This is a genomic window from Photorhabdus viridis (assembly GCF_040256935.1).
Lineage (GTDB): Bacteria > Pseudomonadota > Gammaproteobacteria > Enterobacterales > Enterobacteriaceae > Photorhabdus > Photorhabdus viridis.
The window spans coordinates 32,170-52,585 of the sequence record NZ_JBEJZY010000018.1 but is presented as its reverse complement, the minus strand read 5'-3'; the positions used below and the strand labels follow the sequence as shown (position 1 = coordinate 52,585).

30 protein-coding genes are annotated in these 20,416 nt (G+C 47.3%); 5 read left to right on the top strand and 25 right to left on the bottom strand.

The features are described from left to right. Positions 1 to 31 precede the first annotated feature (31 nt). From ABR397_RS09795 to ABR397_RS09715, 17 genes are all read right to left on the bottom strand, one after another. A complete protein-coding gene (locus tag ABR397_RS09795) occupies positions 32 to 457 on the bottom strand; it encodes a phage tail assembly chaperone (RefSeq protein WP_350305587.1) in 426 nt (141 codons plus the stop codon). 2 nt (positions 458 to 459) lie between these two features. Next, positions 460 to 900, bottom strand: a complete 441-nt coding sequence (locus ABR397_RS09790; RefSeq protein WP_350305586.1) for a phage structural protein — start codon at positions 898 to 900, stop codon at positions 460 to 462. Between the two features lie 9 nt (positions 901 to 909). Beyond that, a complete protein-coding gene (locus tag ABR397_RS09785) occupies positions 910 to 2,373 on the bottom strand; it encodes a DUF3383 domain-containing protein (RefSeq protein ID WP_350305585.1) in 1,464 nt (487 codons plus the stop codon). Between the two features lie 3 nt (positions 2,374 to 2,376). After that, a complete protein-coding gene (locus ABR397_RS09780; RefSeq protein ID WP_455430658.1) occupies positions 2,377 to 2,928 on the bottom strand; it encodes a phage neck terminator protein in 552 nt (183 codons plus the stop codon). Further along, positions 2,915 to 3,304: a head-tail adaptor gene (locus ABR397_RS09775; RefSeq protein ID WP_350305584.1), complete on the bottom strand. Its 390-nt coding sequence runs from the start codon at positions 3,302 to 3,304 to the stop codon at positions 2,915 to 2,917. Before ABR397_RS09775 ends, ABR397_RS09780 begins: the two co-directional genes overlap by 14 nt. Then, complete coding sequence (locus ABR397_RS09770) at positions 3,291 to 3,809, bottom strand: hypothetical protein (RefSeq protein ID WP_350305583.1); 519 nt, start codon at positions 3,807 to 3,809, stop codon at positions 3,291 to 3,293. The genes ABR397_RS09775 and ABR397_RS09770 overlap by 14 nt, the downstream gene beginning before the upstream one ends. Continuing rightward, positions 3,806 to 4,216, bottom strand: a complete 411-nt coding sequence (locus ABR397_RS09765) for a DUF4054 domain-containing protein (protein ID WP_350305582.1) — start codon at positions 4,214 to 4,216, stop codon at positions 3,806 to 3,808. Before ABR397_RS09765 ends, ABR397_RS09770 begins: the two co-directional genes overlap by 4 nt. Next, a complete protein-coding gene (locus ABR397_RS09760) occupies positions 4,185 to 4,580 on the bottom strand; it encodes an STY1053 family phage-associated protein (RefSeq protein WP_350305581.1) in 396 nt (131 codons plus the stop codon). The genes ABR397_RS09765 and ABR397_RS09760 overlap by 32 nt, the downstream gene beginning before the upstream one ends. A gap of 39 nt (positions 4,581 to 4,619) precedes the next feature. Further along, positions 4,620 to 5,567: a DUF2184 domain-containing protein gene (locus ABR397_RS09755; RefSeq protein WP_350305580.1), complete on the bottom strand. Its 948-nt coding sequence runs from the start codon at positions 5,565 to 5,567 to the stop codon at positions 4,620 to 4,622. Positions 5,568 to 5,578: 11 nt separating this feature from the next. Next, positions 5,579 to 6,085 (bottom strand): structural cement protein Gp24, encoded by a 507-nt coding sequence (locus ABR397_RS09750; RefSeq protein ID WP_350305579.1) that lies wholly within the window; start codon positions 6,083 to 6,085, stop codon positions 5,579 to 5,581. 10 nt (positions 6,086 to 6,095) lie between these two features. Next, complete coding sequence (locus ABR397_RS09745; protein ID WP_350305578.1) at positions 6,096 to 7,352, bottom strand: DUF2213 domain-containing protein; 1,257 nt, start codon at positions 7,350 to 7,352, stop codon at positions 6,096 to 6,098. Between the two features lie 49 nt (positions 7,353 to 7,401). Next, positions 7,402 to 7,935, bottom strand: a complete 534-nt coding sequence (locus ABR397_RS09740) for a phage head morphogenesis protein (protein WP_350305577.1) — start codon at positions 7,933 to 7,935, stop codon at positions 7,402 to 7,404. Positions 7,936 to 8,005: 70 nt separating this feature from the next. Further along, on the bottom strand, positions 8,006 to 9,481 hold the full coding sequence (locus ABR397_RS09735) for a DUF1073 domain-containing protein (RefSeq protein WP_350305576.1): 1,476 nt from the start codon (positions 9,479 to 9,481) through the stop codon (positions 8,006 to 8,008). Positions 9,482 to 9,692: 211 nt separating this feature from the next. Next, positions 9,693 to 11,219: a phage terminase large subunit gene (terL, locus tag ABR397_RS09730; RefSeq protein ID WP_350305575.1), complete on the bottom strand. Its 1,527-nt coding sequence runs from the start codon at positions 11,217 to 11,219 to the stop codon at positions 9,693 to 9,695. Then, entirely contained in the window at positions 11,173 to 11,829 is a 657-nt protein-coding gene (locus ABR397_RS09725) for a terminase small subunit (RefSeq protein WP_350305574.1), read from the bottom strand. Before ABR397_RS09725 ends, terL begins: the two co-directional genes overlap by 47 nt. Positions 11,830 to 11,841: 12 nt before the next feature. Continuing rightward, positions 11,842 to 12,018, bottom strand: a complete 177-nt coding sequence (locus ABR397_RS09720; RefSeq protein WP_350305573.1) for a hypothetical protein — start codon at positions 12,016 to 12,018, stop codon at positions 11,842 to 11,844. Positions 12,019 to 12,224: 206 nt separating this feature from the next. Then, positions 12,225 to 12,437, bottom strand: coding sequence for a BRO-N domain-containing protein (locus ABR397_RS09715; protein WP_350305572.1), 213 nt, complete (start codon positions 12,435 to 12,437; stop codon positions 12,225 to 12,227). Positions 12,438 to 12,767: 330 nt separating this feature from the next. Between ABR397_RS09715 and ABR397_RS09710 the strand changes: the two genes are divergently transcribed. Then, positions 12,768 to 12,878 (top strand): KTSC domain-containing protein, encoded by a 111-nt coding sequence (locus ABR397_RS09710; RefSeq protein ID WP_350305571.1) that lies wholly within the window; start codon positions 12,768 to 12,770, stop codon positions 12,876 to 12,878. Here the strand turns inward: ABR397_RS09710 and ABR397_RS09705 are convergent. The 4 genes from ABR397_RS09705 to ABR397_RS09690 are packed head-to-tail and all read right to left on the bottom strand — an operon-like array spanning position 12,856 to position 14,414. Next, positions 12,856 to 13,305, bottom strand: coding sequence for a lysis protein (locus tag ABR397_RS09705; protein ID WP_350305570.1), 450 nt, complete (start codon positions 13,303 to 13,305; stop codon positions 12,856 to 12,858). The genes ABR397_RS09710 and ABR397_RS09705 overlap by 23 nt on opposite strands. Continuing rightward, the gene (locus ABR397_RS09700; protein ID WP_350305569.1) at positions 13,302 to 13,727 is read right to left on the bottom strand and encodes a lysozyme; all 426 of its coding nucleotides are present in this window, start codon (positions 13,725 to 13,727) and stop codon (positions 13,302 to 13,304) included. Before ABR397_RS09700 ends, ABR397_RS09705 begins: the two co-directional genes overlap by 4 nt. 19 nt (positions 13,728 to 13,746) lie before the next feature. Beyond that, positions 13,747 to 14,091 carry a nucleoside triphosphate pyrophosphohydrolase family protein gene (locus ABR397_RS09695; protein WP_350305568.1) on the bottom strand — a complete coding sequence of 115 codons (345 nt, stop codon included), beginning with the start codon at positions 14,089 to 14,091 and terminating at the stop codon, positions 13,747 to 13,749. Continuing rightward, a complete protein-coding gene (locus tag ABR397_RS09690) occupies positions 14,088 to 14,414 on the bottom strand; it encodes a phage holin, lambda family (RefSeq protein WP_149616189.1) in 327 nt (108 codons plus the stop codon). Before ABR397_RS09690 ends, ABR397_RS09695 begins: the two co-directional genes overlap by 4 nt. Before the next feature lie 165 nt (positions 14,415 to 14,579). Here ABR397_RS09690 and ABR397_RS09685 point away from each other — a divergent pair, with 165 nt between their 5' ends. From ABR397_RS09685 to ABR397_RS09670, 4 genes are all read left to right on the top strand, one after another. Then, positions 14,580 to 14,744, top strand: coding sequence for a hypothetical protein (locus ABR397_RS09685; RefSeq protein ID WP_350305567.1), 165 nt, complete (start codon positions 14,580 to 14,582; stop codon positions 14,742 to 14,744). A 16-nt stretch (positions 14,745 to 14,760) separates the two neighbouring features. Further along, positions 14,761 to 15,207 carry a hypothetical protein gene (locus ABR397_RS09680; protein WP_350305566.1) on the top strand — a complete coding sequence of 149 codons (447 nt, stop codon included), beginning with the start codon at positions 14,761 to 14,763 and terminating at the stop codon, positions 15,205 to 15,207. Positions 15,208 to 15,366: 159 nt separating this feature from the next. After that, on the top strand, positions 15,367 to 15,627 hold the full coding sequence (locus tag ABR397_RS09675) for a type II toxin-antitoxin system RelE family toxin (RefSeq protein WP_105396299.1): 261 nt from the start codon (positions 15,367 to 15,369) through the stop codon (positions 15,625 to 15,627). A 65-nt stretch (positions 15,628 to 15,692) separates the two neighbouring features. After that, positions 15,693 to 16,052, top strand: a complete 360-nt coding sequence (locus ABR397_RS09670) for a helix-turn-helix domain-containing protein (RefSeq protein WP_214085823.1) — start codon at positions 15,693 to 15,695, stop codon at positions 16,050 to 16,052. A gap of 178 nt (positions 16,053 to 16,230) precedes the next feature. Here ABR397_RS09670 and ABR397_RS09665 read toward each other — a convergent pair whose 3' ends face one another. Genes ABR397_RS09665 through ABR397_RS09650 form a run of 4 tightly spaced genes read right to left on the bottom strand, consistent with a single transcriptional unit; the run spans position 16,231 to position 20,403 of the window. Continuing rightward, the gene (locus ABR397_RS09665; RefSeq protein WP_350305565.1) at positions 16,231 to 16,995 is read right to left on the bottom strand and encodes an antitermination protein Q; all 765 of its coding nucleotides are present in this window, start codon (positions 16,993 to 16,995) and stop codon (positions 16,231 to 16,233) included. Positions 16,996 to 16,997: 2 nt separating this feature from the next. Further along, the gene (locus tag ABR397_RS09660) at positions 16,998 to 17,972 is read right to left on the bottom strand and encodes a DUF7146 domain-containing protein (protein ID WP_350305564.1); all 975 of its coding nucleotides are present in this window, start codon (positions 17,970 to 17,972) and stop codon (positions 16,998 to 17,000) included. Further along, positions 17,969 to 19,516 carry a DEAD/DEAH box helicase gene (locus ABR397_RS09655; protein ID WP_350305563.1) on the bottom strand — a complete coding sequence of 516 codons (1,548 nt, stop codon included), beginning with the start codon at positions 19,514 to 19,516 and terminating at the stop codon, positions 17,969 to 17,971. The genes ABR397_RS09660 and ABR397_RS09655 overlap by 4 nt, the downstream gene beginning before the upstream one ends. Further along, positions 19,510 to 20,403 (bottom strand): hypothetical protein, encoded by an 894-nt coding sequence (locus ABR397_RS09650; protein WP_350305562.1) that lies wholly within the window; start codon positions 20,401 to 20,403, stop codon positions 19,510 to 19,512. The genes ABR397_RS09655 and ABR397_RS09650 overlap by 7 nt, the downstream gene beginning before the upstream one ends. Between the last annotated feature and the right edge of the window lie 13 nt (positions 20,404 to 20,416).

Below are 20,416 nucleotides of genomic sequence, written 5' to 3'. Positions count from 1 at the left end.
TAATCTTCCCCGTCAGGCAGGCAATCGAGCACTAAGCCGCTGGCGGGGTTAGCGTCTCGTTGTCGGGGAGTGCGTGCAAAAAATTTCCCAGTGAATCCCCGATCACTCTCGCGACTAGCTGCAACAACGTTGGCAAGTCAATGTCATCAAAATGCAATACCCCCTGCGAAAACACAGCGGTCCATCCCTTACCATGCTGACGAGAAACCACTGATAAGCAGGGATAGAGGATCGCATTGCAATCTTCGTCGCTTAAGTCAGAAACGGCCTGAGCAATTTTGGGCAGCGCCTTCTCTAAAGCGCCCTCCCTATTTCTATCTTGCGCCATTGTCTGTACGGCGCGAATATCTGATACCAGCCCCGCTAATACCGGCAGTAATTTACGGGATACCTTAAGTTGATCGAACACGCTCAGCTTTGCCGTGCGATACTGGATACTGTTAATTTCAAATTCCATTATTAAAACTCCCCTAACACTTGATCGATTTTGATACAGTCAAACGCCCATGCGACGGTACCGCCTTTTATTGCGTTGGTGTAATCGGGTTGTTTCTGGAAAGCACCGCCCCGTGCTGTCGTGATTTCTCCCGACACATGATTTCGAATAACAATCACGTTATTACCCCACGTAGAAGAAGACAGTGATTGCGCGTTATACGCCAGTGACAACTTTTTATTGGTCGGTGAGGTTTTCAATAAAGTCACTGTGATGGTGCCGGATTTGCCCGCATGTAACGAGTGCATCCCTTCCCCGTCTGCACCAATCGTCATTGTGTTCTTGGCTTCGGTCATTGTGATGGTGATCCCCTCTTCCGAAGTGGCTGAACCATACCCCATATCGATAACCCCGGTTGGGCCGGTTAAAGATGCCGAAACATCCATAAATGAATAGGTTGACATGTTTACCCCTTATCGAACGACATTAATAATGACATCAGCGTAGTGAACAGCCCCTGCTAATTTAATAGCACACTGGATAACCGGTGCTTTTCGGGCTTCCCTGTCAGCCTGCGCTTGTGTCGCAATTGCTGGTGCGTAGACGTAATACCCTTTAGTTAAGGTATCACCCGACTGGATTTGTCCAATGCTCCCGCCGTTCCAGATACCCGGTGCCACCAGCCCGTTAGTGACGGCCTGATCAAGGGATTGCTCAACGTTGGTCAGTAAACGCGTGACACCGGCATCCGTCTGGGGGATCTTGCCAGTACTGGTGTAAAGCAGGTTATAAAGATTGTTCTGCACGTAGTTCTGTAACCAGTCCAGCCCGTGGCGCTCATCAATGAAATCCCCGTTCGCCATGACGCCTTCCTGAATAATGGCCGTGTCGTTGTTGTATTTAACAAACACGTTGCCGTTTTTCTTCTTCAAGGCGTTAGCTTGGGTTGCCGTGAGATTTTCAGCCGTTACGGCCGGTTCCTGTTTGAATTTCAAGGTAATGGTGGTGTTATTGCCATTGAAATTCACGGTAAACATCCGCCCCATCAGAGAAGCGGCGGTATACGGTTTTCCGGATGAATATTGCCAGAGCGTGCGCTGATAGTTGCCCGCTTTCAGTTTTGAACCGATATCGGTACCAACATCAGTATCTAATGCCTCTGTTTTCTGTGCTGTATGTCCATAGATACGGGACACAGACGCGGATTCGATATAATCCGCCACAGACAAAACATTTTCATCCGTCAGTGGATCATCCGCAACCACCAGCCCATACCAGCCACTAGACTCAGCTCCCAGTGTTGCCACTGCTTCGGTAATCGTTTCTGCTTTAGCCGGTTCGATAGCGGTAGCGCCCGATCCCTGATTCAGTTTTAACAAGTCACCAATATGCGTACCTGTTGTTGCTGATGAGACATAACCCACTGTACCCGATATTTGTAACGAAATAACAAAACGTGAGATATCCCACGTCACCGCGCAATCTTTCAGCTTTTCCGCCACTCGTTGGGCAACGCCATTAAGATTCGTCTCTTTACTCAAATCAATGCCGCTGCATATCACCTCTTTTCCATTAATCATTAACTTAAAAGAGCCATCCGTAATGGTAGTAAAATTGCTAATGGCTTGCTGTTGCTTCGTCAGTATCGCGCCCCTTAAGACAGCAAACGACTGATCTTTTACCCATCTGCCGATATATAAATCAACCGGACGTGGCGACTGGGAATAATAAAGTGCCGCCGCCTGATACTCTGGGGTATCCAGCCCAAAATCAGCCCCGACACCATCGATATCGGAATACAAACGTAACCGCTCATGAGTATCAATCACCTGGCTTGCGCCGATGATCAGTAGTGAGCCAAAGTTCCGGGATTGCGCGGCACGCGGGGCCATGTTTATCGTGACATTGACGATATTTGAAACAGGTAATCCCTGCATAATTTAATCTCCAAAGAATTTAACCGGCGCGTCCACCAGCGATTTAACACCGTATTCACGCTCGACTTTTCGACGCAAGGTGACCGTCATGTCATAGCGACGCACCCATTGGTTGTTAATGAGCTCAGGCGCAGCAAAAACACGGCCGTAATTGCTGAGTGACAGACCGATTTGATTTAACTCGGCGTTGTTGGGGCTGAGCGTGATCCCATCCCGAAATTGCGTGCAATGATGTTGCCCTGCTGGACCGTAGAACGAGATAAGGCATTCGATTTTCTCATGTCGCCATAACTCTGTACTTTCATCCGTTTGATTAACGAAAGCGGGCGTATCATCGGAAACTATCGATGAAATCCCGAACGCACACCAGTTAGTATCGTTACCCGGAAAAATCCGGGTTTCATCATTATGTTGCCATTTTGGAAACATCATTTTCCCCGACAAGCCACTGACAGCGCTTATCCAGCGGGACAACTTTCGCTCTACCTCGCGATCATAGTCCGGGGCTGACATCGGTGTGAGCCAGCCCGGTTGTTGTGTGCTATTGCTCAACAGGTATCCCTCCATCGAACGGCAGCAATTCACAATGCGCCTGCACGAACCCGGCCCCGTAAGCGGTATACGGATCAACAGATTTAACCAGATAATCCCGGTTTTGGTACGTAACCACATCGCCCGTTTTATCAGTTTCGCCTGCTATCAACCGTGCTGTTGTGATAATCAGAATATTACCGCTGACGACTTGCCCGGCTATTCGTATCTGGGCCTCAAGAGAGCGGTCAACGGTCACCACCCCGGCAAAACCTTTTGTGGTTTTTTCCGAAGTGGCGAACCCATCGTCATCGACAATGACCGTTCGCCGGGTATATTTCAGCGACGTATCGCAGAAATCGGGATCAAATAAAACCTCAGTGACGTCAAGAAGTGGCATTTTTATTCCTCACTACATAGTTGATAGAACGTAAGAGATAACCGTGATCATACAAGGGTTTATCACCCGGTATTCCCCGATCGCGCCTATTCTGAAGGGTCTTTTCTGATAAGGGGTGAAGCCTGTCACCGTCACTAATGACTTTCTTGGCGCCATCACGTGCAATCCGTCCTGCGCGCTCCAGCTCACGGATAGCGGCATCCTGTTTACCTTCAAGAGCAAACTCTGCGGCTGCTTTTAAACACAAGGCCGTGCGATCCTTGGTGTCGTCAATGCCGAGTTCAAGGAATGGGCGGGGAGGGAGTGTTACGGTTTTGCCACCCAGTTTCACTGTCGCCCCAGTAGATTGCAGATAGCCGATTTCCGCGTTGTTTAGCGCTTCCCCGTCTTCGCGCGTAGCATTTTCGGCGGGGATACCCACCAGCACGTCCATGCCAGACAGCTTTTTCAGGGATTCCAGTATCGCCGCCGCATTGTCAGCCCTGACCGTCAGACCACTTTTCATAACAGTTGTCTCCCACCTGCACCGAACATGGACCACCACCAAAAGAATTCTCTTCCGTATGCCGTGTTGTTCCAGAATCCCGCATCAGGGTTAATAATGCCCGACACGTCATAGCTGACGCTGACTTTATCGACTGATTTCGACGTCGCCACGCCACCCGCTGCCGTATTCACGCTGCCGCTGATAGCCGCACCCGCAATAGCTTTCCCTTTCAACTCAACGTAATGCGCGGTGAAGAGTTCAGCCAGATAGACGAACTGATCACCATGCATATTCTGGTCGAGTAGCTTATCCGCCTGGCTGAGATAGAAATGGATTGCGGTGTCGGGATAGCGGGTGCTATCGGAAAATTCAGGGAAGTCTGTACGGAATTGATCAACTGTCGGCAGAAGACTGTTTTTTGCCATTGCCAGCCCTCGGTTTCTTTTCAGTATTGTTTTCTGTCAGGGTTTTGTCAGATTTCACTTCTATCTGAGCCTTCATTTCCTCTAAGACCTTATTCAGTTCGGAAATGGTCACGTCTTTCACCTCTATCTGAGACTTAAGATCTTCATTCTCAGCAACCAGTTTCTCAATCACCTCTTCCAGAAAGGCCGAAGAGCTATTTAAGTCCTCTTGTTTCAGCTCATTTTCATCAATTGGCTGGGCGTGGGCTGAGAATGCCCAGTGGTGAATAACTTCATCGGGAAAGCTGCTAATACCCGGTTGCAGTTCTATTTGAGTGCCGTCTGCAAAATTCAGGATCGCTTTCTTTGATACAAGGTATTTCATGTCAGTCTCCATAAAAGGCGGAGGCGTCCCCGCCAGCAATCAAGATGCAGGAACATCCAAATACGCAATAGTGTTGGCATACGGCGTTTCAACCTGCCCCAAACGTCCGTAGTAAGTTGTCAGTTGCCATAGTCCGCGATATTCCAGCGGGGTATTCAACAGGGGTACCAGCGGGAAGCGGATATATCGCTCTTCTTGTGTGTAAGCGACCATTCTGTGCGCACCCTGTGCGCCACGCTTAGAGGCCCATTTCATTGAGACAATTTCTAAGGGTTCGCCATTCTCCTGGAATGCAATGCAGTTTATTTTCACGTATTCCAGTACGGAAATATTCCCGGCGTTAGACACCTTCTTGCTTGAAAGCAACCCGAATAGTTCAGGTGCCAGACCAACTTTACCCGGACAAATCGCGTAGCCGGACGCTACCCACGCGTCAGTAAGAAGGATATTAAAGTCCTGGACGATAACGTCCGGGTCTGTCGCCGCCGTCCACGGAGCCGCTGCTGCACGCGGGATAACCTGAGGGATATTCAATAACCCGCACATCCCCTTTTCTGCATCACCGATGTATACCTGCTCGTCAACATCCATATTGTATTTTAGCTTCATCGCGTCATGCTTCTGGCTGTCAATGGGACGCCCCACCTGCATAGCCGAAGCCAATTCGGTGACGGTATAACCCACCTCCATCCCCCACAATTCCAGCGCTTGAGCCGTACGCTCGATATTTAGGTTTGGCCCGGAATTCGCTGTTGATGTTGTGCTGATCCAGTTCTTACCGTTAGGGTTTGACCCCCCTGTCGCCGCAAGTGAGGTGTTTGTGTAGGAAGACACTTCATCGGCGATAGAAACGTCAGTACGAAGTGGCATATCACGTGACCATTTTGTCGACACCAGTGGCATGTTCAGTGTCTGGTCCCTGCGCTCCAGCTCACCAATAAGAAACACGCCGGTTGAATCTCTTGTGGCTTTATCGATAGTAAACATAGCGTTCCTTATTAAATGTTGTATGCGATTTCAATGTTGCCGTTAGCATCACTCGGCCCCATCACTTCGGCGCCCGGCAACGCCGGTGTATTTTCCCCTGTAACATCCTGGACCAGCACAAATGACCCAACTGGGCTATCGGCTGTCGCCCCGGCGACGCGCACATAAACCGGATTGCCTTTGCTGGCGCTAACACTAGCAGCGGATACACCCACCGCCACGCAGATATAACCCCGTTTCAGATTGTCGGCGGCGGACCCTACTTTAACCCCAAGATAAGCCAGATCTGTCTGTGACTGGGTAGGGTAGGGACGAACGAGAATACCTTTCACTTCGTCTACCGTATCACCCTCCTCAAGCGGGACAAATTTCCCGTTCGAATATTTCCCCACCAGCCCATATGCGCTGAACAGTTTCTTAGGATCGAAGGTTTCAGGCTGAATAGTCAGGTCACGAGGACGCGTTACAGCACCCGGAATGCCCAGCGGCATCCTGTCAAGATAAGAAATTCCACCCATTGTATTTACCTTATTTACGTTTCCAGATGTTGGCGTACAACTCATTCAGTTGCGCCGGCGTAGCGTGCTTTGATCCCACTGCCGAACCAGCAGCATCAGCAGTTTGAAAAGTGATAGGATTGAGTCGGTTCTTTTGCCGGTTAATTTCTACCGCGGCGTTAAATACCGCATCAACGGTTGCCTTTGGTGTTTTGGAAAAATCATTGATGCCGAATGATTTCAGGCTATCGCCAGTACGCATTGCATGATTGAGCACTTGCCGCTTGAGGGACTTATCCCCTGTAGGTTTGAATCCCGGACAAATGATTTCCGCGTCAGCAATGATGTTGCGGCGGTATGCGGCATCACCTGTCACTTTAGCGTCGTCCTCTTCATCTTCGGGGTTACCGTCAGCCGTTTTTCCCTCTAACGTATCAAGACGAGTTGATACGGAATCCATGAATTTTTGAGCCCATTCCGGCACGGCGTTATCCTCTGTCTTTTTTTCAGGGTTGTCGGGCGTGTCATCAACCGTAGTACGCTCCGCAGTCGGCAATGCCGTTGCCTGAGAAGGTACATTGATGTGGATTGTGTTGCCCGGGATAGCAGTCATACTATCCGATGGAAGTTCCGGTGCTTCATCGATGAGTTTTGCTAACGCGTCGTCGTCTTTGGTTTTGACGGCCGTAGCCAATCTTTTAAGCCATGCCATAACAGGCTTCTCCTTCTTAGATTTGAATGGGGATGAGTCCCCGATTGCACAGCGGCCCCCTGCCCGGCCTTTTTCAACAATGGCGAGGTGGTTGCCTGTGATTTGGTATTGCTTGCCTTTTCCTGGCGAAAATTGCTCGTATTGAGCGTCGTAGCCGCAACTGACATCTGTCATTCCAGCGTTTACTGCGTCAATAGCCTCTTTGCGCTTAACCAGCAAATCGGCCACCAGCAAATCGGACTTATCACCGGTACCACGTCGCACATTTTGAATATGACCGTGAGCCAGTTCTGAGAAGTTTGAGGGATTAACAAAAACAATGTTTCCTTTCTCGTCTTCAGGATGATCCAGTGTGACCGCTACCCCTTCAAAACTTGCCATCGTTTCCGGTGAGAAAACCTCATCTTCGGTGCGATAGACTGTGACCAATCCGCTAGCATCGGGTTGTAAATCAATTTCTTCGGGCAAGTAAGTTTGCGTACCCGTGCGGGCTATCGGCACGTCTTTACACAGCAAAGAGCCATCGGCCTGTAGATAGCGTGTTTCTCCGAGCCTCGTCGTGAAAAAATATTTCATGGGTTACCTGCTAATTTCAGGCAATAAAAAAGCCGCGATTTGCGGCCTGTTATTCTCTCGGCGGTGGAATGTGAACTTCCGGCCAACATTTACAATTGGGTAGACATCCCGCATGTCCGGTCATGCCGTCCAATGTGGGTGGATCTTCCCATCGTACAAATTTATCTTTCATCTTTCTGTGTGAGGGTCGCGTGCCTGCCCCTTCAATACGCCACCAATAACCTTCTGAGCCAACTGATAACGCGCGAGCCTGTGTAAGCGCCGTTGTCGCTCTGCCAATCTCGGTACGGGCTATCATGCGTGCACGACCTGCGGCCACATTCCCCGACGCCATGATCATCCGATAAAGCTCATCCGGTCGCTCACCGTTGATAACGGCCTGTATTGCCCTATCCTGAATCTCTTTAACACGTTCAGCGGCTTCAAGCGGTAACGACTTCATCAGTTGAATCTGACGATAAACGATATCTTGAGTGACTTGCCCAATCGGAGTATTTCCAACGACATCGCGCAAGCCCTCTGAAATCTCTTGCGACACAGAACGCCACTGGCGCCATTCTTCACTCTCCACTTGCATGAACATTTTGTGTGCTACGGAGGTGATCCAGTCATCAATGACCAGTGAATAATCGATAAGATGACCCGATACGGTGTCAGCGCTGGCTTGAGAACCATCGTAAGAGCCAGTGATGATCTGATTTATTTGGCTGACTATCGCCAGTAGGCTTTTGCTGTATTGAATTTCCGAACGTCGGCGGAGGGCTGGTTTCAGATTCAGACTCCGCCCAGATCGCTTTTGCGCTTTCAATGTCTTCATCTGTGATTGACCCTCCGATGCCGATAATGTCAGCCATGTTACGTAAATCTGTCATTGCTGCATGTACGGGTAGAATTTGCCGATCTACTAGTGTGCCAATTGCAGACGCTACATTATTCGCCATTGTTGCTCTATCCGTGTCTGACATTTCCCAAAGTTTGTTGAACTCAAACGTAAAATCATTAGGAAGCGGCTCGCCGAATAGTGACCGATGCGAGATGTCCAGCAGCCATCTCAATGGGCGACGGAGACGTCTTTCTTGAAGCGTATTAACCCTGCTGTAGTAGTTTTCTAAGTCACCGTCGCCGGTACTGAAGCCTGACGGTGACTGACCAAACAAACGCACAAGCGGGATACCGGTAGCCCCAGAGACTTGTTCAGCGAAGCGCAAAATCACATCCGCAATACCGGCAAATGAGTAGCTGTGCGTCTGGAATGTATCCAGCGCGTCCATCAGCGTCATGCCTTCAATTGTCTGAAACTCGCGGATCATGTCCATATGCTTCATCAGTGCGGCGTATGCAGGACTTCTTTCGCCTGTCGCTAATATTTTCCTAAACCCGTCAATGCTATACGTCCGCAAGTGCGCTTTGTGAATGAGCTGAGTCGTGCCTACAGTTGCTGTGTCGAAAGCTTGAACTCGCTCAAAAATGCGCTCTACGACCGACATCCCCCAGCCATTTTCTGTCTGTGCTTGCTGAAATGGCAACGTGTCGCCTTCCATTCGAATAACGCGCGAGTAGTGAATCTGCCAGGGTGGAATTCCCTGTTGATTTATCACTACGTTATAGAATCGGGGTTTTCCGAAGTGCGGGCCGTACTCTTTCACTAAGTCACTGTCTGTCGGTTTGACCATCCACCGATCGAGACACATCACGCCTTTAAACTGTCCTTCCTTGATGGTTTCAAGATTAAGCTCTGTTGATGGGTCTTGTCCGTCAATCAGTACCACCAGCAATGCCCCACCGTAGAGCCGCGACCATTTCAACGTGTTATTGAGTTCGTCCCACAGTCCGATATCTTCCCAGAACGTTTCCAGCCTTCCTTTAGCATCTGGCTTCATCCGTGAACTAATTGATATGCCCTTGCGAGTCATATCATCAGCCATCGCGTCCACGCCCGCACCAATTAAAAAGGAGCTGCGATAGCCAAACTCAATCTGCACTCGGTTGCGTGAAATGTAGCCGGGTATGTACGTACCCCCGGTTTGAATGTTCGATGTATAGCTACCCAGTTTTGCAGTAAAGTTATTGTACCCGTCAGTAGTCCTAACGGGCTTTTTTGCGTCGTTACGACGATTTTTACGGGTCATTGCTCCCTCACTGAAATTTGTTAAAATTCGACACTTTTTAACATAATGACTCTTAAGTGAACTGAGGGTTTGAGGTTCACTTAAAATTGTCGCCAAAACGGATAAAACCCTCAATCTTTGTTGCTAAATCAGGCACTTTTATTTGTTGCTGAATTGTTAATAAAAACACAGAAATCATTTCGGAGTGATTTTGGTGTGAAACCGTTATTTTCTAGTGTTGTCGTCCTAAAGCTTCCCATATACCCAAGTCGCCGGACTTCATATCGGAAATAGCATCCATGAGCGGATCAAGTTGATCATCATGCGTATTGAAATCGGGAGTGATAGCTTCCATTTCAGTGAGAAAATCATTTATCCATTCAGCCTCGGCGGGCAAGTAAACGTAACCTGATTCGATATAGCCTTGAACGTCCATCAACCGCGTGAACTTATCCTTATCTCTCTGAATGGGTATCACCGGGCATAGGGCCTCTGTCTGGATTTCTTGGATTAGCCCGGTACCGGAAGCTTTATCTTCAATCTTCATCGAAATCAAAGAACCGCAATCTTTTCTGGCCTTACATTTCGTCCAAAACGCAACAGCACGACGTTTAAGCTCTTTCGACTCCCACTTTCCTCGGATCATGTCAATCAGGTACATCTTGCCGTCTTCACCCAAGCCCCACAGCTCAAAAACAGAGAAGTCATTGGCTTCTTTGATTTTTTGGGCCGTATCGCCGTAAACCGTACTCCAACGGATAGGAGGTAAGACGGTATACTCTTTAAACCACTCAGATTTGATTAAGCCGCCGCCTTTCGCCGTGGGTCTTTGCTGATACAAAGCATTCCAGACCAGCGACCCCCTTTGTTTACATTTATCGACAAAATCACGCGGCATGCGTTCTGGGAACAGGATTTCACCTGGCTTTCTTAAGCGATATGTTTTGCCGTTCAGTTCGTGAATTTCTTCTTTTTCGGCCTCCATCGGAAAACTGACGACGCGCCATTGCTCGCCGCCTTCCTCTGCCAGTTTAAGAAGTTGCCCGGCGAGGTCATTCTGATGCCAACGAGTAAGAATAATTACGATGCCGTTTAGCTTCGGGTCTGCACGAGTAAAGAACGTTGTGTCATACCAGTCCATGACAGCTTCTTGATAAACAGGAGATGATGCTGTTTTATAGTCCTTCGCAGGGTCATCAATGATACCGATATTCATCCCTTGACCCGTGATACCGCCATTCACGCCCGCCGCGCGATAAGAGCCGCCGTGCAATTGACCTTTTGCGTCCAGTACTTCCCATAGTTCCGCAGTACGAATTGCCCCACCCGCAAGCGTCCTGATGTTCGTTCCGTTTAAGCGGGTATCCGGGAATACCTCTTGATATTTTTCCGTATCAATAATGCGCTGCGTGTCGCGTGACATGCGATTAGCGAGATCAGACGAATATGAGCATGAAATAATGTGCCAGTTCGGATGCTTGCCTAGTGCGTAAGCGGGAAGCCGACGAGATGCCAGTTCACTCTTTCCAGAGCGTGGAGGTGCAAATATCATCAGCCTCGGCATCTTGCCAGCCTCGACATCACTTAGAAACTGATCGAGCTCTAGACAAAGTAACTCATTAAACCAGCCTGTTTCATACTGTGAGTTTGTATAGAGCGTGAAATCCATCAAAGATGATTTTGCTTGTTCTATTGCTCTACGTCGATAGGCTTCAAGAGTCTGTAAGTTTCTCATTGAGCTGACTTGAGCGACGGCCATATCCGAACTCCTTTAGTCTCTCTTCAAGTTGCTCATCAGTTAAATCAATTTGTATCGGACCGCCATCTTTGCCCGTAATCTCTGTCTTCTTCGGCGCTTCCCAGCCAAGTAGCTCCGACAATTGTTTAATTGCAGCTTTCGGATCATGAAGCTTTAACTTGATGCCGTCTTTGCCTGTAGTCAGTTCTGAGATTGCGCTTAGATACATCGGGTCTTGCAATGCTGAGTCTTTGAATTGCCACGATGCCTGAAAGACTGGCTTGCCCTCATCGTCCTCACCAATCTGACAGTTGCGAAATTCAGCGATGTCGTAGATAGAGACACGACCCATCGAAGACAGTCGTTCTAAGGCTTCTTGGCGGCTCATCACCGCATCAGAAACGGCTTCTTTGTTCATTGCGTCGAGAAAGGCTTTGACCTTATCAAAACTCATCATTCTGCTTGCTTGGGTATGCGCTGATTCTCCTTTAGCCTTCCCCCCTGACAGCTTGTAAGCATCTGTTAAGTTCTTACCCTTAAGAATGTGAGTGACAAATTTTTGCTGTAATGGAGTTAAGGCATCGAAAAGAATCTTCTGCTCATCTGTGAGCGTGACTTTCTTTTTTGCCATTCTTTAATTTCCTTACTTCGATAGCTCACATGCCATTTTCATGACATGCTCTAGTTCTTCATTACTCAGTCCGTGATATCGCTTTAATTTGATAATACTAACCAGCATCTTGGCTTTTTTTTCTGCCAATTCCGCGACATGCCGCCGAAGTGATGGCGCAAGATGAGGAGAAATCTGGTGCTCAGGCATATTTACCTCTCTGTTTGTCACTTTCCCTTAAATAAAAAAGGCCGCACTGGGCGACCATGTTGAACCCTTGCTAAACCGGAAACAGTTGGAATCAGAACTTTATGCTACATGCTGAAATATAATCCCGTGCTATCGTGAGACCACCAGCCTCAAAAACCTATACAAAACTCTATCAAAGGCACTTAATGAGCACCTTTTGTAGAATTTTATAAAATTAGTGACTCTCCCGAGGTCCTCACTTTGACCACCGTGGTCATGGTATCCATAAATTCGTCCTTGTGGCGCTGATAAATTTTGTTCACTTGCTTTATGTCAGCATAGCCAAGTAATTTAGCTAACTGCTCACCAGTAAACCAAATCTTCCCATCTTTGTTATCAAAAGGAATAATTTCGTGTTCTTTGAAAGTTAATGCGTTCATTTGCGTATACCTATAGAAATTAGAGCCTGCTAGCATAGAAATATCGTCCCAAGACAGGTCGCCACCTATAACGACATTTCTCAGGCTCTATTTCTATAAACTCTTGGTTAGGATTGGCGCATGCTAGTGCGCGGTGAAATTCGGATATAAAAAAGCCCCGAATTAAACGAGGCTCATTGATTAGGTATTCTTATTTTGCGGATAGTTTCACAAGATCTATAAAATCTTGACATAGTTCTAACTTATGTCCGTGATCGTCAACAAAGTTATATCTGTTAAAATATTCTAATATTTCCTCGGGACTTTTCCCATATAGAGGAGATTTAGAAAGTGAATCGAGTTCATGTTTCATCTTCAAACCTTCATTCTGTTGGTTATAACCAAGCTACAAAAACATTGGAAATAGTTTTCCGTCTTTCTATTGCTGACACTGAGTTTTGATGTAGTCCTGCAAGCCCTCTAATTGTGCCTGCATCGTTGTTACTCTTTCGGTGAGAGTGAAATAATCCCTGACAACGGAGTCTTCCAGTCTGGGGCTGGCTGCATCATCCAAGCGGGAGGAGCCGGCTTCGCCTTGATTACAGGTGGCTGCGATGCGCAACCGGCGATGACCAGCGGCAACATCGTTGCGAAGCACATCAATTTCAGATTTCGCATGAGCAAGTTCCTTTGTATGCTTCACATCTAATTCGTTCAACATCGTGATGTGAGAGTTCTGATAGCTGATAGTGTCAGTCAGTTGCTGGATTTCTGATTGCTGCTGCTTTGTAACTCGTTGCTCTCTCTGTAACTCAGCGTGATAGTAATAAGCTGTCAGTGAGATAATGATTAATGCGAGTATCGTGTAGTAGCTAGCGTTGAATTTCATGATAAAAACATCGATCTTTCAGATGCCCGTCGTGCGTCTAATCCCGGCAATATACGCCCACCAGCCTGATTCCATCTCATAAACTCATTGGCCGCGCCTTTATAGTCACCCGCATTGAGCTTCTTAAGCAGCGTAGAACGAACGAAAGCCCCGGCACCGCAGTTAAAGATAAACGAACATAAAGCATCAAACTGGCCTTGCGTCAGCGGCACTTTGACATTTGATTCGATAGTGATGTAAACCGGGGCTAAGTCTTCCAGTAAGAACTGCGTAGCTTGCTCATCAGTAATCGCATCACCGGGTTTGACGCCGTGAGTGTGACCGTAACCAATTGTCCACACCCTTGCAGGACAAAGGTACGCAGTCAGACTGCAACCCTCATAGCTTTTGAGTTCCTTAAGACCTTTTTCACTGATTTGCATTAGCTCACCTCAAAATTTCTTAAAATTTCTTACCACCCGTCCTCGCACGATTTTCTTTTTTATGATCTGCACGCTGTTTGTTGTATTCCAGCTTCTCAATGAGAGCGCTTTCAATGTCATAATTAAATGCTTCTGCGTAATCTAATATCCTGATAACAGCATCAGCAAGCTCAACCTCAGCCATCATTCTATGAGAAAGATGCTCATCTCTAAGATTCTTCCTTTCACCTTCCATGGCCTCGCTGATTTCTGAGTGAATTAGACAAAGCAAAGTGCCTTTCTCACGTGGATTATCCCACCAACCAGCTTCAACATTTTGCTGGTGAATAACTTTCTGTAACTCTGATATAGATAACTTACTCATTCTTTTACCCCCGCTTTATTACGCAAAGTCCCGCGCATCAATTGACCAAAGAAGTCAGTCCCCAGATAACCAATAATGACGCTGCCGATGTACGCTAAATCCGTGCTCAAATTTAAGAAGACCAACAAATCACGAATGAACCAGGCGATAAGTGCGCACATCAGCGCGTCAATCATTGTCTTCCAGAACTTACCGCCGTTATATCGACCTCTGAGATAAGCCATTGTTGCAGCCAGCGCCGCACCTAAACCTTGTTCTTTGACTGATAACAGCCATAACCATAGCTGCATCCAGATGTCTGGTTGCTTGTCCATTATTTTCATGTTCCACCCCCGCTGGGGATTAAGTCCCCGCGATTACGGGCGTGAAAAGAAAAAGGCCGCGAATAATCGTGACCAGGAATGAGTGCCAGTAAGCGACTGGCGGCGCATGCCCTTATCTGCTATCGTTAAATCGCCAAAAGTAACAATGCAAACGAGGAAAATTAGATGGGAAAAGTAATCAAAACAAATAAGTTTATAGGTGACAGCATGCCACCTGGACTTGCCAGAAAAATATACGAGCAAGCTAAGCAGCAACCACAACAATCACCAAATAAACCAAATGAACAATCTCCTACCTCTTCGAGTGGAGGTTCTAATAAAAACCAGTAAAAAATAAGGATAATTTATGAGCCGAGACAATCTGTTATATCAAATCTACTATTCATACCAGCTTCACATGATGTTTAGTGTATTGCTCGGTAGAATAGATAAAACACTTTCATTTTTTCTACTCTTACTCGGCTCGTCCGTTATTGGCAACCTTGGAAATCAGGTCATTATCGGTATTGCAATAGCAGCAATTACTGCGCTCAGAATGGCATTTTCATTTGAGAAGACAGCCGAATCAGCCAGAAAACAATCTATACGCTATCTCAATTTATTTACCACTCAAACGTTTATTACCTCTGATCAAGAATTGTCGAACCAGGTTTCCAATATACAAAATGATGATCTTAGTGTTTGGGGGTCTTTATCACATCCGGTAGACATAATTACAAGGAAACACCTTGGTGAACCGGTAGACATTAAACTTACCCGCTGGGAAAAATTTATGTCATGCATAGCCAGATAGCAAAGTAAGCCATTCTGTTTATTCAAACAAAAAAAGCCACGACATGCGCAGCCCTGAAAACAATATCGTATTTTAATCGCATTTTGTTGACATAATACGATTAAAATCGTATTATCTAATCATCCCAAGCGGATAGGCTCTTTAACAAATGAGGAAACGATGGTTACGGTTCAATGGACGAGGAAAGCACGAAAACAGTTGCTTTCAATCGATACCAGATACCGGAAAGCTATCAATGAGAAGGTTAACCAGCTTGAAACTTTCCCCGCAGTGATGTTGGACATCAAGAAGCTTCATGACCTTGATAACCAATACAGACTACGGGTTGGTGAATACAGGATAATCTTCGAAATCACTGACGGCGAGCCGGTTATCTGCTCGATAATGGCAGTCAAACGGAGAACATCGACAACGTACTAGGCGGGGCAACCCGCCATTTCCTCATTATTAAATTCACCGCGACTCTTGGCTACACGGATGAATACATGAAAATGCAATACATAAATGATGAAGCAGGAAAACCTCAATATGTTGTCCTGCCAGTAGCTGAATACGAAAAACTTCTCAGCACAAAGGAAGATTGGGAGGATGTGCCATACACTCCGTCAAAATATGATGAGGTGACCGTGCCTAACGGCGTCGTGTCTATTATGGTTGATCAGGATGTTTCTATTCTGGCAGCCTGGCGCATCTATCGTGGGCTGTCTCAGCATGAGGTAGCTGAAAAACTCAACACGGCTCAATCAACCGTATCTCAGTGGGAGGCGTCAGATCGACCACAGAAGCGCACACGAGAAAAACTGGCCGCACTATACAACTGTACTCCAGAACAGCTAATTCCATAATCCAACGGCCCCGCTCAGGGGTCGTTTACTTTGGCTGTAAACCTTGAGTTTGCTACTGGTAGAAATAGAAAAACCCGCTCATCGGCGGGCCTGAATATTCTTTAGTGAGCATAGCTAAAATTCCCCACTATCTGGAGAGATTACGCCAAGTTTATGCAAAACGCAAGCCCTCTCTTTTTTATCGCGTTACTTTGCTAAATTCAGATGCTGCTCTGCTTTCCTCGATATCACATTTCGCCACCAGCTTTTCATAGAATGGCTTCCAGTTACGTGACCAACTTGATTGTGTTAGTTCTGGCAGGAGAGCCTTAATTGCTGCATATGCCACTGACGATGGCACCCGACTATAACCGCGACCAGAACAACGCTCACAGATTTTAATCATGGGCGCACCCGTAGCTTTCGTTGCTTCACGGTCAACGACCTTCCCGGTCCCGTTACAACGACAACGACTGGATACGATCCCTTTGCCATTACAAGGAGAGCAAAGTTCATCTACCCGCTCGGTTTCTACCCGTTGCTCTATCACGTCCTTATATCCTGCGTACCTAATCACATCACGCTGAACAGAGATTAGCCCGCGTCCATTGCAATGTGAGCATGTGCTGATTGTAGCGGCAGATCGGGAATATTCTTCAAAGGCCATTTTTGCCAAGATCACCAGGCATTTTCCCAACTGGCGCCCGCCCGCTTTGGTAATGAGTTTGGGGACCTGACGTTTGGCATACAAAGTCAGTTGCTCAACGGTTCGTATGGTATCTTCATTGCTGACGCCGTGTTTACCCAAGAACGCAGCCATTCCAAATGTCGCCTTAGATTCAGCCATGCCGAGCGCTGCCATCACATCCGTACCCGTGATCCGGTCTGTTGATGTGCATTTGGATGAATTACTGATTGCTAGTCCTTTCGGGCTGAAATGTTTTAATGCTGATTCGAGTTTCATTATTATTCCACCCACTTCTTAAAAGACAGTTCACGTACTTCATCACCGTTAACAAGTACGTCATTGAAATCACCATGATCGGGCCAGCGAATACTGACCGTTTCTAAATCGTTTTTGGCAATGAGATTGCCCCTGGCGCACTCAAACGCCGCCGCGTGCCCAGTGGCTGAATGCAAATCCATATCTGTAAAAATAATTAAGTGTTTAACCCCGTTTGGCACCCGGAATTTCCCCATAAATCCCGCATTCATCGTTGACCACGTATTGCAGCCGTATATCTGCTTGCATGACAGTGCAGTTTCTATGCCCTCAGTGATCCCCAACGTTGATGAAACTGGGAACATACGAATAGCAACAGATCCTGTGTGCTTTAAATAATCATCAGACTGTAGAGAATACGTCTTTTTGGCGATATCCATATTGGCTTTCTTATCACCCTCTAATAGCGTTCTGTGCAGGTAACAGAGCGTGCCTTTATCATCCGTAGCCAGGGAATACATGGCCTGAAAAGCGTTCGTTCCTACGGGTTGATGATGGCAATACCTGATTTGTTCGACGGGTAAACAGTTGATCCCCCGGTGGCGTAAATAACTTTCGGCTGACGTTCCGCGCAGGCTCACCAGTGTAGAATACTTCCTAATCACCTTGTCACGAAATAATGACCGGTCATTTTTATTGGCAGAAGACTGAACGCTTTCAGGCTGATGTGCATACGTATTGCCAATAATTTCATCAACTTCTTTTGCTTGCGTTTTAAAGTCTTTCTTCTGAGTCAACCGGAGTAGTGCCCATCCATCACCGGTATTACAGACGCAAATAAAAGTTCCCCGCCCATCCCGATCATCACAACGATATTTACCTTTCTGATCGCAAATAGGACACTTGTCTTTGTAATGTTTCTTTCCTGTGATGGGAGGCAGGCCATAATGCTCAAACACTATCGACCATTTTCCGATAACTGCATCCGTTGTTTTCATTCGCTGCCTCCATGCGCGGCTGAACTGAGTTGCTTTTTCTCCTGGCTCTTCGCGTAAGCAATCAATTTCCATTTAATGAAGTTGTTCACTTCCGGGGTTATCTCTACCGGGTGATCATTTAAGCCATTCGGGTACTCACTGAATTTGCTTTTGAAGGTATGGGCGCACCAACCATCAGAAATGGGCCTCCCTTGGTTGGCTCGCTGACGCTGGTAATATTTGATTTGTGACCACCAGCTTTGCTTTTCTGTCTTACTGTAAGTGCGGTCCTTACCGTTAAGTTTTTTCAGTCCGCGAGAGCGATCAACTTCAACATCTTCACCGCTTAAGGGTTTAAATCCACACTTAGGGCAGGCGTAGACAGCCGGGGGTTTCATGAAGTGACACGATGGACACTCCTTCGGCAGCTTTTCAGCTTTGTCGCTGTCAGTACGGCGATAAGCCTCTTTCATACCATCACTTTTGGAAGGTAATGCGTCATACTCAATATCATCGGGATAACCGAGTCGATGGACTGTGCCGGAATGATCGAAGATACGACACGTTTTCTTTCCCGGCGCAACCCTTAAGCCTCTGCCAAGAATTTGAACCCATCTGATTTCTGATTTAGTCGGACGAGCGCAAATAATGCACCGGACATCACTGTCAAACCCCGCAATCAGCGTTCCCACGCTGACTAATATTTTTGTCACACCCTGCTCAAAGCGATGGATAATGATCTGTCTTTCTTCCGGGGGAGTCTCAGCAATGATGACCTCGGCATTAACACCGGCTTTGTTAAATTCGACTGTGATAAAATTGGCGTGGGCCACGTTGACGCAAAAGCAGATGGTTGGCTCATCATTACCATTCTCCAGCCAATTCTTGACGATATCGCCCACCAGCGTTGAATCACCCATGATTTCAGCTAACTGGTCCTCTTTATAATCCTGTCCAAAGTCATCACTGGAAGTCAGTTTTACGCCTTTCAGGTCCGGCTTTGTCGGTGCATAAAATTCATAAGTGCTAAGCTCGCCTTTATCGATAAGCTCCTTCATCGTGGTTGGTTTCAAGAGCTGTTGATAGTAGTTTCCCAGAAACGGAGAAAATGGCGTTCCTGACAGTCCAATCACTTTTACATCGGTGTTCTCTGCCAAGTGATGGATCACTTCAAGCAGCTTTTTGCGGCGCAAATGAGCCTCGTCAATAATCAGCAAATCAATGTTGTCCGGGAAGTCACGGCGGATCAGCGTGTCAGCCGAAGCAATCTGAATTAAGCGGTTCGGATCATGAGGCTGGTAATCCCGCCACACGTAACCAATTTCTTCTTCCGGCAGTCCGTACTGAATGAACCGGGTGGCAGTCTGGCGCACTAAGGTTAGGTAAGGCGCGACAAACATCACCCGCATCCCGCGAGAAACGAAACCGGCCGTGATGAATGCCGATAAGCCTGTCTTACCACTCCCCGTGGGCGCATATACCATGAATGTACTGTGCTGTTTCCAGTTCTGGCGCAACATGGACAATGCCCGGCTCTGGGTTGTGTTTGGGGTTATCGTCAGCATGTTTTACCTCCCCATTCCCTTAAGGCGAATTCAGTGACATAATCGCCTGTAGGCGCTGAATTCTGAGTCGTGCCTGCAAGAGCCGGTGAATTCCTCGCAAAAGTGTCCACCGGTTTCTTGCCCCCCTTAATTTTCAGTTCGTTTTTCCACGCATTGATAATCCGCTTACTGTCCTCATCATGTTCACGCGCAGGCATATCGTTGTACTGGCGCTCATAGTCAATTTTGTGGAAATAGGGATTGATGATCACAGGCGCAACGATACCCACCGCGCGCTCGACATCCTCGTCAGTTGGTACACGGTCGAGGTATTTTTTAAAGGTTAATTCTCCGGTATCCACAAGATGGTTAGTGATTTTTTTCAGCTGCTTCACTGCACGAAAAACCCCCTTCACGCTGTCGTTATTCGCTGACGGCATGACTTCACCTTCGATCCTCTCCCCGTCAATAACCAACGGAATGCTGTCGATGAATGCGCCACGGCTGAGGAATTTATTCACTTCAGCTGTCGTGATGTGCGGATAGGCTTTAACTAACCCGAACAGCATTACCGCCATTGGTTCATCATGCCATGAACTCTTGCCTTTTCCGTTTCGGATGGCGGCAATCAATGCGTCTTGATGCTTGAGGCTCAGCAGGTCATAATCACCCACCACAAGGTAGTGAGTGCTCAGCGCTTCCAGATCCACCGGCCTTGCGTGACTGTTGTGGGGCTTGTGAGGTTTATGTGTTTTCCGTGCTGGCGCGTTGGCCTTGACCATAGCGGCGGCCTCATCCTCTGACATGCCGGCAGCGACTAATTCAGCAATGGCTCGTGCAGGCTTCCAGCTTACGAGAGCACGATGTTTTTTGATGATCTTTTCTGCTTTTTCGTTTTTGATAATCATTCTCATTTGTCCT

Excerpts from the sequence above, each read along its gene's own strand:
- ABR397_RS09660 (WP_350305564.1), bottom strand. The coding sequence starts at position 17,972 with ATGAAAACAACGGATGCAGTTATCGGAAAATGGTCGATAGTGTTTGAG.
- ABR397_RS09690 (WP_149616189.1), bottom strand. The coding sequence starts at position 14,414 with ATGAAAATAATGGACAAGCAACCAGACATCTGGATGCAGCTATGGTTA.
- ABR397_RS09745 (WP_350305578.1), bottom strand. The coding sequence starts at position 7,352 with ATGAAATATTTTTTCACGACGAGGCTCGGAGAAACACGCTATCTACAG.
- ABR397_RS09725 (WP_350305574.1), bottom strand. The coding sequence starts at position 11,829 with ATGGCAAAAAAGAAAGTCACGCTCACAGATGAGCAGAAGATTCTTTTC.
- ABR397_RS09740 (WP_350305577.1), bottom strand. The coding sequence starts at position 7,935 with ATGTTCATGCAAGTGGAGAGTGAAGAATGGCGCCAGTGGCGTTCTGTG.
- terL (WP_350305575.1), bottom strand. The coding sequence starts at position 11,219 with ATGGCCGTCGCTCAAGTCAGCTCAATGAGAAACTTACAGACTCTTGAA.
- ABR397_RS09760 (WP_350305581.1), bottom strand. The coding sequence starts at position 4,580 with ATGAAATACCTTGTATCAAAGAAAGCGATCCTGAATTTTGCAGACGGC.
- ABR397_RS09715 (WP_350305572.1), bottom strand. The coding sequence starts at position 12,437 with ATGAACGCATTAACTTTCAAAGAACACGAAATTATTCCTTTTGATAAC.
- ABR397_RS09695 (WP_350305568.1), bottom strand. The coding sequence starts at position 14,091 with ATGAGTAAGTTATCTATATCAGAGTTACAGAAAGTTATTCACCAGCAA.
- ABR397_RS09700 (WP_350305569.1), bottom strand. The coding sequence starts at position 13,727 with ATGCAAATCAGTGAAAAAGGTCTTAAGGAACTCAAAAGCTATGAGGGT.
- ABR397_RS09675 (WP_105396299.1), top strand. The coding sequence starts at position 15,367 with ATGGTTACGGTTCAATGGACGAGGAAAGCACGAAAACAGTTGCTTTCA.
- ABR397_RS09735 (WP_350305576.1), bottom strand. The coding sequence starts at position 9,481 with ATGACCCGTAAAAATCGTCGTAACGACGCAAAAAAGCCCGTTAGGACT.
- ABR397_RS09750 (WP_350305579.1), bottom strand. The coding sequence starts at position 6,085 with ATGGGTGGAATTTCTTATCTTGACAGGATGCCGCTGGGCATTCCGGGT.
- ABR397_RS09685 (WP_350305567.1), top strand. The coding sequence starts at position 14,580 with ATGGGAAAAGTAATCAAAACAAATAAGTTTATAGGTGACAGCATGCCA.
- ABR397_RS09795 (WP_350305587.1), bottom strand. The coding sequence starts at position 457 with ATGGAATTTGAAATTAACAGTATCCAGTATCGCACGGCAAAGCTGAGC.
- ABR397_RS09790 (WP_350305586.1), bottom strand. The coding sequence starts at position 900 with ATGTCAACCTATTCATTTATGGATGTTTCGGCATCTTTAACCGGCCCA.
- ABR397_RS09765 (WP_350305582.1), bottom strand. The coding sequence starts at position 4,216 with ATGGCAAAAAACAGTCTTCTGCCGACAGTTGATCAATTCCGTACAGAC.
- ABR397_RS09670 (WP_214085823.1), top strand. The coding sequence starts at position 15,693 with ATGAAAATGCAATACATAAATGATGAAGCAGGAAAACCTCAATATGTT.
- ABR397_RS09650 (WP_350305562.1), bottom strand. The coding sequence starts at position 20,403 with ATGATTATCAAAAACGAAAAAGCAGAAAAGATCATCAAAAAACATCGT.
- ABR397_RS09655 (WP_350305563.1), bottom strand. The coding sequence starts at position 19,516 with ATGCTGACGATAACCCCAAACACAACCCAGAGCCGGGCATTGTCCATG.
- ABR397_RS09775 (WP_350305584.1), bottom strand. The coding sequence starts at position 3,304 with ATGCCACTTCTTGACGTCACTGAGGTTTTATTTGATCCCGATTTCTGC.
- ABR397_RS09785 (WP_350305585.1), bottom strand. The coding sequence starts at position 2,373 with ATGCAGGGATTACCTGTTTCAAATATCGTCAATGTCACGATAAACATG.
- ABR397_RS09720 (WP_350305573.1), bottom strand. The coding sequence starts at position 12,018 with ATGCCTGAGCACCAGATTTCTCCTCATCTTGCGCCATCACTTCGGCGG.
- ABR397_RS09755 (WP_350305580.1), bottom strand. The coding sequence starts at position 5,567 with ATGTTTACTATCGATAAAGCCACAAGAGATTCAACCGGCGTGTTTCTT.
- ABR397_RS09680 (WP_350305566.1), top strand. The coding sequence starts at position 14,761 with ATGAGCCGAGACAATCTGTTATATCAAATCTACTATTCATACCAGCTT.
- ABR397_RS09705 (WP_350305570.1), bottom strand. The coding sequence starts at position 13,305 with ATGAAATTCAACGCTAGCTACTACACGATACTCGCATTAATCATTATC.
- ABR397_RS09770 (WP_350305583.1), bottom strand. The coding sequence starts at position 3,809 with ATGAAAAGTGGTCTGACGGTCAGGGCTGACAATGCGGCGGCGATACTG.
- ABR397_RS09665 (WP_350305565.1), bottom strand. The coding sequence starts at position 16,995 with ATGAAACTCGAATCAGCATTAAAACATTTCAGCCCGAAAGGACTAGCA.